A 13,327-nucleotide genomic window follows, 5' to 3' on the forward strand; every position below is an offset into this window, starting at 1 on the left:
CCTTGCCACAAAGGGCAGCGCCCGACCGCGGGTGGGCGCCGATACCGTGGTTCATACCACTTTATCTAACCGCTTTGGCGTGTGGGTGATGAACCGCAATACGGTGAAGAAGCGCCCGCCCATGGGGCGGTCGGGCGCTGCCCGGCGGTGCTAAAGCACCTTGATTCCGGGCTTTGGTGGACGTCCACCCTATCCCGCCGGAATCTCGCCCATCACCTTGGGCACGTGATAGCCCTTTTGCACCGCAGGGCGCGCCAGCAGGCGTTGGTACCATGCGCGCACGTTGGGGAAATCGGCCAGATCAACCCCCTGCCATTCGTACCGCGACACCCACGGCCAGCAGGCCATGTCGGCGATGGAATAATCGTCACAGATGTAATCGCGGCCCTCAAGCTGGGTGTTCAGCACGCCGTACAGCCGCTTGACCTCGGCGGCGTAACGCTCTTCGGCGTAGGCGGCCTTGCCCGGGTTGAAATGCAGGAAATGGTGCGCCTGTCCGGCCATGGGGCCAAGGCCGCCCATCTGCCACATCAGCCATTCCATCACCTTGGCCCGCTCGGCGGCACCCGATGGCAGGAACTGCCCGTGCTTGTCGGCCAGATAATACATGATCGCGCCCGATTCCATCACCGACAGGCCGGTGTCCTGATCGACGATGGCGGGGATCTTGTTGTTGGGGCTGATCTTCAGGAAATCGGGGGCGAACTGTTCGTCCTTGCCGATGTTGATGGCATGGGCGGTGTAGGGCACGCCCAGTTCCTCAAGCAGGATCGAGACCTTGCGGCCATTCGGGGTGGTCCATGTGTACAGGTCGATCATCGGAGGTTCCTTGTCTGGGGCGGTTACAGCACCTTGCCCGGGTTCATGATGTTGGCCGGATCAATCGCCGATTTCAACTGTTGCATCAGCTCAAGCGCCACGGGGTCCTTGTAGCGGCGCAGCTCGGCGCGTTTGACCTGACCGATGCCATGTTCGGCGGAAATAGAGCCGTTCATCTGGTGCACGATGTCATGCACGATGCGGTTGAAGGTGGGGTATTCGGCCAGAAAGGTCGCGTCGTCCATGTCCACGGGGCGCGACAGGTTGAAATGCAGGTTGCCGTCGCCAAAGTGGCCAAAGGGGCAGGGGCGCAGGTCGGGCATGTGGGCCAGACAGGCGGCCTTGGCCGTGGTGATGAAATCGGCCACGCGCGAGACGGGGACCGACACGTCATGCTTGATCGACGCGCCCTCGGGCTTTTGCGATTCCGACAGGTGTTCGCGCAGCGCCCACAGCGCGTCTTTTTGCGCTTCGGATGCGCCTATCACCGCGTCGTGGATTTCGCCCGCCTCGAACGCCGCTTCCAGCGCGGTTTCCATGCGGGCGTCCAGCGTGTCGGCGGCATTGGCGCTGGTCAGTTCGATCAGGCAATAGGCGGGGTGTGCCTGGGCCATCGGGTCGGTGCAGCCGTGGGCGTGGTCCAGCACCATTTGCAGCGCCATGCGTTCGATATATTCAAAGGTGGACAGCGTGTCGGCGTTCTGCGCGCGCATCCGTGTGTACAGCGCCAGCGCCGCGTCCGGTCCGTCGCAGGCCACAAAGGCGGTGGCGCGGGTGACCGGTTTGGGAAACAGTTTCAGCACGGCGGCGGTGATGATGCCCAGCGTGCCCTCGGCCCCGATGAACAGGTTGCGCAGGTCGTAGCCGGTGTTGTTCTTGCGCAACCCGTTCAGGTCGTTCAGCACGCGGCCATCGGGCAGGACAACCTCAAGCCCCAGTACCAGATCGCGCATGTTGCCATAGCGCAGCACGGCGGTGCCGCCCGCATTGGTCGCAAGGTTGCCACCGATCTGGCAGGACCCTTCGGAGGCCAGCGACAGCGGGAACAGCGCATCGGCGGCGTCGGCGGCCTGCTGGATGTTGGCCAGGATACAGCCCGCATCGACGGTCATCGTGGCGTTGGTGGCATCGACGTTGCGGATGCGGTTAAGCCGCTCGGTGGTCAGGATCACGCCGCCATCCGCCACGCCGCCACCGACCAGTCCGGTGTTGCCGCCCTGCGGGACAATCGCCACGCCTGCCGCTGCGCACAGGCGCACGCAGGCGGCGACCTCGTCGGTTGATCCGGGGCGCAGCAGGGCGATGGCGGTGCCGGTGTACAGGCCGCGATCCTCGACCAGACGGCCCGCCATGTCGGCGGCATCGGTCAGCACATAGGCGGCACCGATGGCGTCGGTCAGTTTGGCGATCAGGGCGCTGTGATCCTCTGCCACGATGGCGGCAGAGGGGTGTGCAGTGGGGGGCATTGGCAGACCCTTATCCGGCGGTTGCTTTTTGTTTCGCGGCGTCGCGCAGTTTGGTGATCGTGGTGCGGGTCGAGATTTGTTCGGGGTTGGTCACCAGTTCGATCACCGCAGGACGGCCCGCCGCGCGGGCGCGGGCGAAGGCATCGGCAAAGTCGGCGGTTTTGGTCACACGTTCGGCGTGCGCGCCCAGACCTTCGGCCATTTTGACAAAGTCCTGATTGATCAGCGTCGTGCCCGACACGCGTTCGGGGTGGTCGCGTTCCTGATGCATGCGGATGGTGCCGTAAACGCCGTTGTTGAACACCAGAACGATGGGACAGCCGCCATATTGCGCGGCGGTGGCCAGTTCGTTGCCGCTCATCATGAAACCGCCGTCACCGACAAAGGACAGCGCCAGCCGGTCGGGGTTTTCCAGCGATGCGGCCACGGCGGCGGGCACGGAATAGCCCATCGCGCCACAGGTTGACCCGATGATGCGCCCCGGACGGCCAAAGCGCAGGAACCGCTGCGCCCAGCCGGTGTGGTTGCCCGCGTCCAGCGTCACCACCATGTCGTCGGGCAGGCTGTCGCGGATCTGGGTCAGGGCGACGCCCATGTCCAGTTCCCAGTCGCCGCCGTTGGGGGCTTCGGAATCGGTCAGGTAATCGTTGTGAAGTTTCTCGCACCAGCCGCCCCATGCATCGGCGCGGCCCAGATCGACATCCGCCAGGGCTGCGGCGACAGATGCGGGGGCGGCGGCCAGACCCAGATCGGGGGAATAGACGCGGCCAATCTCGTCCGCGTCGGGGTAGATATGCACCAAACGGGTCGCGGGGTTGGGCGAGGTGATGGTGGTATAGGTTTTGGTCGTCATTTCACCCAGACGGGCCCCGATGACCACCAGCAGGTCGGCGTCACGCTGGTGCGCGTACAGGCTGGGTGCGGTCGAGGTGCCAAAGTCGCCTGCAAAGACCGGCGACAGGTTGTTCACGATGTCCTGACGGCGGAAGGACGTGGTGACGGGGATGTTGTTGGCTTCGGCAAAGCGGGTGATGTTGGCGGCCGTTTCATCCGACCAGCCTGAGCCGCCCAGCAGCAGCAGCGGGCGTTCGGCGGTGGACATTTCCGCCTTGAGCGCATCGAGGCTGCTGTCCGACATCTGGGCATGGGTGGCGGTGTAGGGGCGCGCGTCGGCGACTGTGACCACGTCGGTCAGCATGTCCTCGGGCAGTGAAATCACCACGGGGCCGGGGCGGCCCGAGGTGGCGACGCGAAAGGCGCGGGCCATGTATTCGGGAATGCGGCGGGCGTCGTCGATCTGGGTGGCCCATTTGGCGATGGGGCCGAACATGGCGCGGTAATCAACCTCTTGAAACGCTTCGCGGTCGGTGGTGTCGCGGGCGATCTGGCCGACCAGCAGGATCATCGGCGTGCTGTCCTGCTGGGCGATGTGCACCCCGATGGCGGCATGACAGGCACCGGGGCCACGGGTGACCATGCAAATGCCGGGCTGGCCCGTCAGCTTGCCATGGGTTTCGGCCATGTTGGCCGCGCCTGCCTCGTGACGGGCGTTGATCAGCGTGAACCGGTCCTGCACGTCATGCAGCGCGTCCAGCACTTCCAGATAGCTTTCGCCGGGCACGCAATAGGCGCGGTCGGCCCCGTGAATCAAAAGCTGGTCAACAAGAACCTGTCCGCCGGTCCGGCTTTTGGTCTGGGTGGTCTGGGTCATGTGGAAAACGCTCCGTTCGGTTCAGTTGTTGGCGGGTGATGGTGTCACCGTATCGCGGTGACGCACCTTTTGCAGTGCCAGAACGCCGCCTGCAATGGCAAGGCCCACCAGCGTGATCCGGTAATCGGGATAGATCAGGCACAAGGATGCGGCAAACAGCACCGCCGAGGTGATCAGATCCATGCGCCCGAAGAAATACCGCTGCAACGCTGCCGCCAGCAGGATCACACCGATGGTGGCCTGCGTGATGACGATGGCAATGTGCACCCAGTCGCCCTGCATCAGGATCGCGGGTTCATAGACGAACATGAACGGCACGATGAATCCTGTGGCCCCCAGTTTGACGGCGGCCCAGCTGGCCTCGACAATCTTGGCGTGGGACAGGGTGTTGGCGGCATAGACCGCCATGGCCACGGGCGGCGTGATGGCCGACAGGATGGCAAAGTAGAAGACGAACAGGTGCGCCGCTTCGACCTGTACGCCCAGTTTCACCAGTGCCGGCACCAGCAGGGCCACCTGCACGATATAGGCGGGCGTCGTGGGCATCCCCATGCCCAGGATGATCCCCGCCACCATCGACAGGATCAGCGCGATCACCAGACGGTCCTGCGCCGCCTCGATCACAAAGTTCGAGAAGGTCAGGCCAAGGCCGGTGATGTCGATGACACCCACAACGATACCCGCACAGGCACAGGCTGCCGCGATGGACAGCACGTTGCGCGCGCCGTTTTCCAGGGCGTCCAGAATGTTGTCGATGGTCACGTAGTGGCGCGTCGATTTGCGCATGGCGGCCACCGGCACGACCGAGATGATGCCGCACAGCGCCGCATAGGGGGCGGAATAGCCCATGATCAGAACGCCAACGATGACGATCAGCGGAATGAACAGGTGGCCGCGTTCCAGCAGTACCTCTTTGATCGGAATCTGGTCCTCTTTGGGGACCGACCCGATGCCCTTGCGCTTCGCCTCGAAATGCACGGCGGCGAAGAGGGCGACATAGAACAGGACGGCGGGGGCCAGCGCGTATTTGGCGACGGTCAGGTAACCGACGCCCAGATATTCCGCCATGACAAAGGCCGCAGCGCCCATCACCGGCGGCATGATCTGCCCGCCGGTCGAGGCGACCGCTTCGACCGCGCCGGCAAAGGCGGGTTTGAAGCCCATGCGTTTCATCAGCGGGATCGAGAAGGTGCCCGTGGTCATCACGTTGGCTACAGCCGAGCCGGACACCGAGCCGAACAGGCCCGAGGTGACACAGGCGACCTTGGCCGGGCCGCCGGCCTGACGGCCCGTCAGCGCCACGGCAAAGTCCATGAACAACTGCCCCACGCCCATCTTTTCGACCAGCGATCCGAACAGGATGAACAGCACCATATAGGTCGCCGACACCGCGATCGGGATGCCGAAGATGCCCTCGGGCGTCATGAACAACTGTTCCAGAATGACCGACGGCAGGGTCGAGGTGAACATCAGCCCATAGGCCATGAACGCAATCGCGGTGATCGGCAGCATCGGCCCCAGCATCCGCCGTGTCGCTTCCAGCAGCAGGACCACCAGCGTGATCCCCACCACGATGTCGATGGGCAGCAGCGGGTCAACGTAGAGAAACCGCTGGGTGATGTAATTCAGGTTGAACGACGGATACAGCGCCGCGCTGAAGGCAACCGCGCCCAGGATCACGTCGATCCAGCCGGGTGTGTCGGTGCGCACGCCGCGCCGGTCGGTGGTCCAGTAGATCAGCACCAGCGCCAGCGCCACGTGCACGCCGCGCATGATATAGGGGTTCGGGGGACCGGCAAAGGCAACATACAGATGCCACATGGCCATGCCGATCAGCATCAGCCGCGAAATCCGGGCAAAAAGAGGCATCTTGTCGGTGAGAATCGCCAGACTCATGGAAGGTCCCCGCGCAGTTGGTAAGGGTGAAAGTCGAAAACGGGCGAGGCCAGCGGCCCCGCCCGATCAGGATGTCAGAGCTGGATTATTCCATGCCCGCCACGCCACGTTCGGCGTAGAATTCCTTGGCTGCGGGGTGGAAGGGCACGCCGATGTCGGTGGCCATTTGCTCGACGGTCAGGTTCGCCATGGTCTTGCTGATCGCGGCAAAGCTGTCGGGGTTGTCGGCAATCGCGCTCAGCACGGCCTTGACGGTGTCGCCGTTGTAGTCACAGGGCGCGACCATATGCGTGTCGTAGCTGATGGCGTGCACGACTTCGTCGAACCCGGGGTAAACGCCTGCCTTGACTTCACGCAGTTGGAAGGCCGCGTTCTGGTCCTTGAAGTGTTTGAACGTCTCGGGGTCCACATCGACCATCGTGATCTTGCGCGAGGACGCCAGGTCCATCACCGAACCGGTGGGCAGCGACGAGCCCAGCGTGAAGAAATCGGCATGACCGTCTTTCATCTGCGAGGCGCTGTCGGAATAGGACGTGTGCGCGACACTGCCCAGATCGTCATAGGTCAGACCGGCGGTCGACAGCAGTTCGCGGGTCAGGAATTCGCCGGTGTTGCCCAGCTGCTGGGTGGTCAGGCCCTTGCCCTTCATGTCGGCCACAGTCTTGATGTTGGAATCGGCCAGCGCGACGATCTGGAAATACTGCGGATACAGGATGCCCAGGTTGCACACGTTCGTGGTGGCCTTGCGGAACGGTTCCTTGCCGGTCAGGCTGTCCACGGTCGAGATCGAGTTGGCGAATGCGATGGCAAACCGGCCCGCATCCACGCCGACCACGTTCGACACACCCGCGCCGGGGGTCACCGTGATGGTGATGTCGGGGTGCTCGCGCTCGACAATCGCCTTGATGGCGCCGCCGACCGGATACCACGATCCGCCCTGCTGGCCGGTGGCCATGACAAATTCTTCGGCCTGTGCTGCGACGCCTGCGGCGGCGAATATAAGTGTGGCCGCCGTGGTGCGACGGACCGCTTTGGAAAACATGGACATGAAACCCCTCCCGAGTTCGAATATAGACGAAACCCGCAGGTGCGCGGGCTTGCTCCTCCTGTGACGACACGGCTGTGCCGACGCTGGGGGCAGACTGTGCCGCTTCGGGTGACTTGTCAAATAAAAATACAAAAACCTGCCTAAATCGCTTCTGCTGTCATGTTGAATGCTGCAATAACCAGTGAAAACGCCATATTTCGCGTGGTTGTCATCAATATTGACAACTTGTCAGACAGATGTATCACTCGGTCAAAAGGGGCGAACAGATGAGCGACCTATTTCAAGCCTCGGCACCGTTGGCACGGGGGGCCACGCTGGGCGATCAGGTGACCGACGTGTTGCGGCACAACGTGGTCAGCGGGGCCTGGCCCGTGGGGTCGATGCTGCCGTCTGAAACCACGCTGGCGCAGGATCTGGATGTCAGCCGCACCGTGGTCCGCGAGGCGGTGTCGCGGCTGAAGGCCGAGGGGATGCTGTCCAGCCAGCAGGGGCGCGGGGCGTTTGTGTCCAGCGACCGGCCGCAGATGGGCTTTGCCATCGACAAGCAGGACGTGGAAAGCCTGCGAAAGCTGTCGCATATCCTTGAGCTGCGCATGGGGCTGGAGATCGAGGCCGCCGCCTTTGCCGCCGAACGCGCCACCGACGCGCACCGTGCCGAAATTCAGGCCGCTGCCGATATGTTCGACCACGCCGAAACCGGCACCTCGGGCGTGTCGCAGGGGGTCGAGGCCGATCTGCGGTTTCACCGTGCGGTCAGCGATGCGACGGGCAACGATTATTATCTGGGGCTGTTCAACTATCTGGGGGCCAGCCTGCGCGAGACCATGCTGGCCGGGCGGCTGAAGGCGGTGGAACGCGGTGGCAACAGCCGCGACGCGGTGGCCGAGCATCACGACATCGCAGCGGCGATTGCGGCAGGCGACAGCGGTCTGGCGCGCGACCGGATGCGGGTGCATTTGCAACTGTCGGGCCAGCGGCTGTTGGGGAACCTGCGGCAGATCAAGGCGGGGGATGCATGATGTTGCCCGCAGCCTTGCATGATGCGCTGACAGCGCCCGCATCGCTGACCGTGGCGCTGAGCGGGGGCATCGACAGCCTGACCCTGTCGGCGGCGGCGGCAATTGCGCGGGGCGCGGATGGCGTGACCCTGTGCCACGCGGTGTCCCCTGCGGTGCCGGCGGCGGCCACCGCGCGCGTGCATGATTTTGCCGCCGCGCGGGGGCTGACCCTGAAGCTGGTGCAATCGGGGGAATTTGACGATCCGTCCTATCGCGCCAATCCGGTGAACCGCTGTTATTTCTGCAAGGTGAACCTGTACGGCACCCTGTCGCGCATGGGCGATGTGGTGGCGGCGGGGACCAACACCGACGATCTGTCCGACTACCGCCCCGGCCTGATCGCGGCGGAGGAACATAATGTGATCCACCCCTTTGTCGCGGCCGGCATGGCCAAGGCGGATGTGCGCGCGCTGGCGCGGGTGCTGGGGCTGGGCGATCTGTCGGACCTGCCTGCGGCGCCCTGTCTGGCCAGCCGGATCGAAACCGGCCTGCGGGTGGAGCCGGAGGAGCTGGCCACCATCGACCGCGTGGAGACCCTGTTGCGCGCCGAGTTGGGGAACATCACCCTGCGCTGCCGGCGGATGCACAGCGGCTGGGTGATTGCGCTGGAGGGGGGCGTGTATGACGCGCTGACCCCCGACCGGCGTTTGGCCCTGCATGATCTGGCGCGCGGGGTGATTGGTGGTACGCTGCCGGTAACCGTGCAGGCGTATAAACAGGGAAGCACCTTCGTTCATGTCTGAAATTGCGAAAGACGGTGATCCTCATGTCACCTTTGACCGCGACCGCGCCGCCCGCATCGGGATCGACGAGGCGGTTCTGTGCGGTCACAAGACCGACGCGCAGGTGGCGGCGATCATCGGGGACGCTGTGCGCGAGGGGCGGCGGCTGCTGCTGACCCGTCTGGATGCCGCGCAACATGGCCGGTTGCCCGATGATCTGCGCGGGGTGCTGGACTATTGCGCGCTGTCCCGCACTGCGATCCTTGGCCAGATGCCCGCGCTTGCCACAACACCGCGCATTGCGCTGGTCAGTGCCGGCACATCAGACGCGGCACCGATGGCCGAGGCGCAGCGGGTGTTGGCCTTTGCCGGCTTCGACGCCACCGCGATTTCCGACGTGGGGGTCGCGGGTCTGTGGCGGTTGCTGGCGCGCGAGGACCAGTTGCGCGCGATGGATATTGTCATTGTCTTTGCAGGCATGGACGCGGCTTTGCCGTCGGTGCTGGCGGGGCTGGTGCCCGGCGTGGTGATCGGCGTGCCGACCTCGGTCGGCTATGGTGTCGCCACCGGCGGGCGCGTGGCGCTGGACGCGATGCTGGCCAGTTGTGCCGCGGGCGTGACGGTGGTGAACATCGACAACGGCTATGGCGCGGCCACCGCGGCATTGCGCACGGCCAACATGATGCGCCGCGCTGCACCGGCCACATGACGCAAGGGGGGCTGCCGATGGACAATCCGAAGCTGATGATCACCAAGCGGCAGACACTGGCCGACCAGTTGTACGGCCAGATTCTGGAACAGATCGTTTCAAACACCCTGAAACAGGGCGAGCGTCTGCCATCGGAACACCGCATCGCCACCGCCTTTGGCGTGTCGCGCCCCGTGGTGCGCGAGGCGCTGCGCAAGCTGCAAGAGGACGGGCTGGTCGAGGCGCGGCGCGGGGTGGGGTCGTTCGTGCGCCGCCGCCCGCCGGAAAAGCTGATCGAATTTGCCACTGCCGGATCGGTCGCCGGTCTGATGCGCGCGATGGAGGCGCGGATGGTGGTGGAACACGCCACCGCCCGCATGGCCGCCCTGCGCGCCAGCGCCAAGGACATCGCGCGGATTGAATCGACGCTGGCCGAGCTGGAGGCGTCGATGCAGGCCCGCACGCCGTCGGTCGAGGCAGATTACCTGTTTCACCGCGCCATCGCCGAGGCCTCGGGCAATCCGGTGTTTGCGGGGATGCTGGACAGCACCCGCGAGGTGGTCGAACAGTCGATCGACGTGGCGCAAAAGCTGACGCGCGAAGGGTCGCAGGAACGCATCGACACGGTGCTGCGCGAGCACCGGCAGATCCTTGAGGCGATCAAATCCGGCGACAGCGAGGCGGCGGCGGTGTCGATGTCCTATCACCTGCTGCAAGCGCGCCAGCGTGTCACCGACCACAGCCGCAACACCTGAGGAAAGCCCATGATTTACGACCACCGCACCTATGTCTGCCGCCCCGGCACGATCAAGAAACATCTGGCGCTGTACGGCACCTATGGCTATCCCGCGCAGCGCCGGATTCTGGGCGCGCCGGTGATGTTTGCGCAGGTGGAAACGGGGGACGTGAATTCGTTCGTGCACGTCTGGACCTATGACGACGCCGCCGACCGCGCCGCGAAACGGGCGCGGCTGATGGCGGATGCGGACTGGCAGGATTACCTGCGCCGCAGCGCCGAGGCGGGGTATCTGGTGAGCCAGGTCAACAAGATCCTGACGCCTGCGCCGTTTTTTGAGGGGTAGGGGGTGGTTCGTCTTGTGGTAAATGGGACCTTGCCACATAGGGCAGCGCCCGACCGCGGGTGGGCGCAGATACCTTGGTTCATGCCACTTTATTTATCCGCTTCGGCGTGGGGATGCCGACACGCAATACGGTGAAGAAGCGCCCGCCCATGGGGCGGTCGGGCGCTGCCCGGCGGCTCTGCGAGCCTTGACTCCGGGCTTTGGTGCGTGACGCGCCTACGGCACGATACACGCCGCGTCGATCCCCTGACCCGCGTCAAAGGCGCGGATGTTCGCCGCCCAATGGGACACCATCCGCGCGAGATTGTCGTCGGTGCGGCCGCCGATGTGGGGCAGCGCGACCACGTTGTCCAAGCCCAGCAGCGGGTTGTCCGGGTTCACCGGCTCTTGGGCGAACACATCCAGACCGGCCCCGGCAATCGTGCGATTCTCCAGCGCCGTAGTCAAAGCCGCCTCGTCCACCAGCCCGCCGCGCGAGGTGTTGATCAGGAACGCCCCCGGCTTCATCTGCGCCAACTGCGCCGCCCCGACCAGATGGCGGGTGCTGTCGGTCAGCGGCGCGTGCAGGCTGACCACATCACTGGTGCGGAAAACCTCGTCCAGCGTCGCATGGCGGGCGGTGCTGCCTGCGATGGGGCCAGAGCGGCGGTGATACAGCACCGTGCAGTCGAACCCCGACAGACGCCGCGCCACCATTTGCCCGATGGCACCGAAACCGACCAGCCCCACGGTCATCCCGTTCAGATCCCGCGCGCCGGAAATCAGCGCCGCCGGTCCCCAGTTGCCCGCCCGCGTGGTGGCGTCGATCTGCGGGATGCGGCGCAGGGTGGCCAGCATCAGCCCGATGGTCAGGTCGGCCACCGTCGGCGCGTTCAGCCCCGGACTGCGCGCCACCGGAATGCCGCGCGCACGGGCCACGTCCAGCGCAATGCCGTCGGTGCCCGTGCCCCATTGATGCACCAGTTGCACCGCGTCGGCCTGTTGCAGCACCTCGGCCGGCAAGCCCCGGCTGCGCGCCACGATATAGGGCGCGCCCTGCACCGTGGCGGCAAAGTCCTGCGCCGAAGCGGAGGGGGTGAACCGCAGGTCCAGACCCGCAGCATAGCCGCGCACCTGTTCCTGCACCTCCGCTGTCAGCACGTCCAGCACGGCGACGGGGCCGATCAGACCGCCGGGTGATTTGGTGGCCATGACCTTCAGCTTTCGGCCAGATCGTCAGACATGATCGAGGTCGGCACGTTCTGATAGGACACCGGCCGCAGGAAGCGGCGGATGGACATGGTGCCCACGGATGTCGCGCCAAAGTTGGTGGACGCAGGGTAGGGCCCGCCATGCACCATCGCCTCGCTGACCTCGACGCCGGTGGGGAAGCCGTTGACCAGCACGCGGCCGGCCTTGCGTTCCAGAACCGGCAGCAGGGCGCGGGCGGCATCGGCGTCGGCGTCGTCCATGTGGATCGTTGCGGTCAACTGGCCCTCGAACCCTTTGGCCAGATCGCGCATGTCGTCGGCGGAATTGACGCGCACCACCAGACCCAGCGGGCCAAAGACCTCTTCCCCCAGCGCGTGATCTTGCAGGTAGGTGTCGGCGTCGGTCTCGTACAGGTTGGGGTTGGCCGTGCGCCCCTCGCTTTTGGTTTCCAGCAGCGGCTGCACCGCGTTGCGGCCGGTAAAGCGGGCCTGCCCGTCGCGGTAGGCCTGCGCGATGCCGTCGGTCAGCATGACCTGCCCGTCAACCTTCTCAAGCGCGGATTTGGCGGCGGCCACGAAGGCATCGCCATCGGCACCCTTTTCCACCACGGCGATGCCGGGGTTGGTGCAGAACTGGCCCGCGCCCATGGTCAGCGATCCGGCCCAGCCGGTGCCGATGTCGGCCCCGCGTGCGGCGGCGGCGTTGGGCAGCACGAACATCGGGTTGACCGACCCCAGCTCGCCAAAGAACGGGATCGGCTCGGGGCGTTGGGCGCACAGGTCGAACAGCGCGCGGCCACCGGCCAGCGATCCGGTAAAGCCCACGGCCTTGATCAGCGGATGTTGCACCAGCGCCTGACCCATGTCGCGCTTGCCGCCCTGGATCAACGAGAACACGCCGGGATGCACGCCACAGGACTTGATCGCGGCATGGATGGCTTCGGCGATAATCTCGCCGGTGCCGGGGTGGGCCGAGTGGCCCTTGACCACGACGGGGCAACCGGCAGCCAGTGCTGCGGCGGTGTCGCCACCGGCGGTGGAGAAGGCCAGCGGAAAGTTCGACGCGCCGAACACGGCAACGGGGCCAATGGGCCGCTGCATCAGCCGGATTTCGGGGCGCGGTGCGGGCTGACGGTCGGGCAGGGCGGCATCAACGCGCCGGTCAAGGTAGGCACCGCTGGTGATGTGGTCGGCGAACAGGCGCAACTGGCCGGTGGTGCGGCCACGTTCACCTTGCAGGCGCGCGGTGGGCAGGCCGGATTCGCGGCTGCCGATGTCGGTGATCGCGTCGGCGCGGGCCTCGATCTCGTCCGCGATGGCGTTCAGAAAGGCGGCGCGTTCGGCGCGGGTGGAATAGCCGTAGGTCCAGAATGCATCCTCGGCGGCGGCGGCAGCGGTGTCCACGTGGGCGGGTGTCCCAACCGAGAATGTGTCGCGGCGGCCCGTGGTCGGTTCGTTTTCAAACGTGGTCTCGCCAGCGACCCATTCGCCTGCGATCAGATGTTTGCCGTGGGGGGTGAAACCATTGGTGTCTGCGGTCATGAAATGCTCCTGATTCATATGCGTATCGGTACAGCGGTCCTGTACCATTTGTGCGAACTTGTAGGTTTTCGCCTGAACGGGTTCAACCAACGGACCGGACCAGCG

Annotated in this window: 12 protein-coding genes; 5 read left to right on the forward strand and 7 right to left on the reverse strand. The window is 65.3% G+C overall.

Annotation, left to right across the window (positions count from 1 at the left end):
- Positions 1-189 precede the first annotated feature (189 nt).
- The 5 genes from AAC077_RS16955 to AAC077_RS16975 form a co-directional block, all read right to left on the reverse strand.
- Entirely contained in the window at positions 190-819 is a 630-nt protein-coding gene (locus tag AAC077_RS16955) for a glutathione S-transferase N-terminal domain-containing protein (protein WP_339771996.1), read from the reverse strand.
- A 23-nt stretch (positions 820-842) separates the two neighbouring features.
- Entirely contained in the window at positions 843-2,285 is a 1,443-nt protein-coding gene (locus AAC077_RS16960) for an FAD-binding oxidoreductase (protein WP_339771999.1), read from the reverse strand.
- Between the two features lie 10 nt (positions 2,286-2,295).
- The gene (locus tag AAC077_RS16965; RefSeq protein ID WP_339772002.1) at positions 2,296-3,996 is read right to left on the reverse strand and encodes a thiamine pyrophosphate-dependent enzyme; all 1,701 of its coding nucleotides are present in this window, start codon (positions 3,994-3,996) and stop codon (positions 2,296-2,298) included.
- A 21-nt stretch (positions 3,997-4,017) separates the two neighbouring features.
- Positions 4,018-5,892 carry a TRAP transporter permease gene (locus AAC077_RS16970; protein ID WP_339772005.1) on the reverse strand — a complete coding sequence of 625 codons (1,875 nt, stop codon included), beginning with the start codon at positions 5,890-5,892 and terminating at the stop codon, positions 4,018-4,020.
- An 85-nt stretch (positions 5,893-5,977) separates the two neighbouring features.
- On the reverse strand, positions 5,978-6,940 hold the full coding sequence (locus AAC077_RS16975; RefSeq protein ID WP_339772008.1) for a TAXI family TRAP transporter solute-binding subunit: 963 nt from the start codon (positions 6,938-6,940) through the stop codon (positions 5,978-5,980).
- A gap of 266 nt (positions 6,941-7,206) precedes the next feature.
- Between AAC077_RS16975 and AAC077_RS16980 the strand changes: the two genes are divergently transcribed.
- From AAC077_RS16980 to AAC077_RS17000, 5 genes are read left to right on the forward strand one after another with little or no spacing between them, the layout of a single operon-like run.
- Positions 7,207-7,959 (forward strand): FCD domain-containing protein, encoded by a 753-nt coding sequence (locus tag AAC077_RS16980; RefSeq protein WP_339772010.1) that lies wholly within the window; start codon positions 7,207-7,209, stop codon positions 7,957-7,959.
- Positions 7,956-8,741: an adenine nucleotide alpha hydrolase gene (locus AAC077_RS16985; protein WP_339772013.1), complete on the forward strand. Its 786-nt coding sequence runs from the start codon at positions 7,956-7,958 to the stop codon at positions 8,739-8,741. Before AAC077_RS16980 ends, AAC077_RS16985 begins: the two co-directional genes overlap by 4 nt.
- Complete coding sequence (gene larB / locus AAC077_RS16990) at positions 8,734-9,429, forward strand: nickel pincer cofactor biosynthesis protein LarB (protein ID WP_339772016.1); 696 nt, start codon at positions 8,734-8,736, stop codon at positions 9,427-9,429. The genes AAC077_RS16985 and larB overlap by 8 nt, the downstream gene beginning before the upstream one ends.
- Before the next feature lie 17 nt (positions 9,430-9,446).
- The gene (locus AAC077_RS16995; RefSeq protein WP_339772019.1) at positions 9,447-10,163 is read left to right on the forward strand and encodes a FadR/GntR family transcriptional regulator; all 717 of its coding nucleotides are present in this window, start codon (positions 9,447-9,449) and stop codon (positions 10,161-10,163) included.
- 9 nt (positions 10,164-10,172) lie between these two features.
- Positions 10,173-10,490 carry an NIPSNAP family protein gene (locus tag AAC077_RS17000; protein ID WP_339772022.1) on the forward strand — a complete coding sequence of 106 codons (318 nt, stop codon included), beginning with the start codon at positions 10,173-10,175 and terminating at the stop codon, positions 10,488-10,490.
- A 216-nt stretch (positions 10,491-10,706) separates the two neighbouring features.
- On the opposite strand, the gene AAC077_RS17005 is transcribed toward AAC077_RS17000, so the two are convergent.
- Together AAC077_RS17005 and AAC077_RS17010 are read right to left on the reverse strand one after the other, a co-directional pair.
- Entirely contained in the window at positions 10,707-11,681 is a 975-nt protein-coding gene (locus AAC077_RS17005; RefSeq protein WP_339772024.1) for a 2-hydroxyacid dehydrogenase, read from the reverse strand.
- Between the two features lie 5 nt (positions 11,682-11,686).
- On the reverse strand, positions 11,687-13,222 hold the full coding sequence (locus AAC077_RS17010) for an aldehyde dehydrogenase (NADP(+)) (RefSeq protein WP_339772169.1): 1,536 nt from the start codon (positions 13,220-13,222) through the stop codon (positions 11,687-11,689).
- Positions 13,223-13,327: the final 105 nt, after the last annotated feature.

Source organism: uncultured Pseudosulfitobacter sp., from assembly GCF_963976325.1.
GTDB lineage: Bacteria > Pseudomonadota > Alphaproteobacteria > Rhodobacterales > Rhodobacteraceae > Pseudosulfitobacter.

Excerpts from the sequence above, each read along its gene's own strand:
- AAC077_RS16955 (WP_339771996.1), bottom strand. The coding sequence starts at position 819 with ATGATCGACCTGTACACATGGACCACCCCGAATGGCCGCAAGGTCTCG.
- AAC077_RS16960 (WP_339771999.1), bottom strand. The coding sequence starts at position 2,285 with ATGCCCCCCACTGCACACCCCTCTGCCGCCATCGTGGCAGAGGATCAC.
- AAC077_RS16965 (WP_339772002.1), bottom strand. The coding sequence starts at position 3,996 with ATGACCCAGACCACCCAGACCAAAAGCCGGACCGGCGGACAGGTTCTT.
- AAC077_RS16970 (WP_339772005.1), bottom strand. The coding sequence starts at position 5,892 with ATGAGTCTGGCGATTCTCACCGACAAGATGCCTCTTTTTGCCCGGATT.
- AAC077_RS16975 (WP_339772008.1), bottom strand. The coding sequence starts at position 6,940 with ATGTCCATGTTTTCCAAAGCGGTCCGTCGCACCACGGCGGCCACACTT.
- AAC077_RS16980 (WP_339772010.1), top strand. The coding sequence starts at position 7,207 with ATGAGCGACCTATTTCAAGCCTCGGCACCGTTGGCACGGGGGGCCACG.
- AAC077_RS16985 (WP_339772013.1), top strand. The coding sequence starts at position 7,956 with ATGATGTTGCCCGCAGCCTTGCATGATGCGCTGACAGCGCCCGCATCG.
- larB (WP_339772016.1), top strand. The coding sequence starts at position 8,734 with ATGTCTGAAATTGCGAAAGACGGTGATCCTCATGTCACCTTTGACCGC.
- AAC077_RS16995 (WP_339772019.1), top strand. The coding sequence starts at position 9,447 with ATGGACAATCCGAAGCTGATGATCACCAAGCGGCAGACACTGGCCGAC.
- AAC077_RS17000 (WP_339772022.1), top strand. The coding sequence starts at position 10,173 with ATGATTTACGACCACCGCACCTATGTCTGCCGCCCCGGCACGATCAAG.
- AAC077_RS17005 (WP_339772024.1), bottom strand. The coding sequence starts at position 11,681 with ATGGCCACCAAATCACCCGGCGGTCTGATCGGCCCCGTCGCCGTGCTG.
- AAC077_RS17010 (WP_339772169.1), bottom strand. The coding sequence starts at position 13,222 with ATGACCGCAGACACCAATGGTTTCACCCCCCACGGCAAACATCTGATC.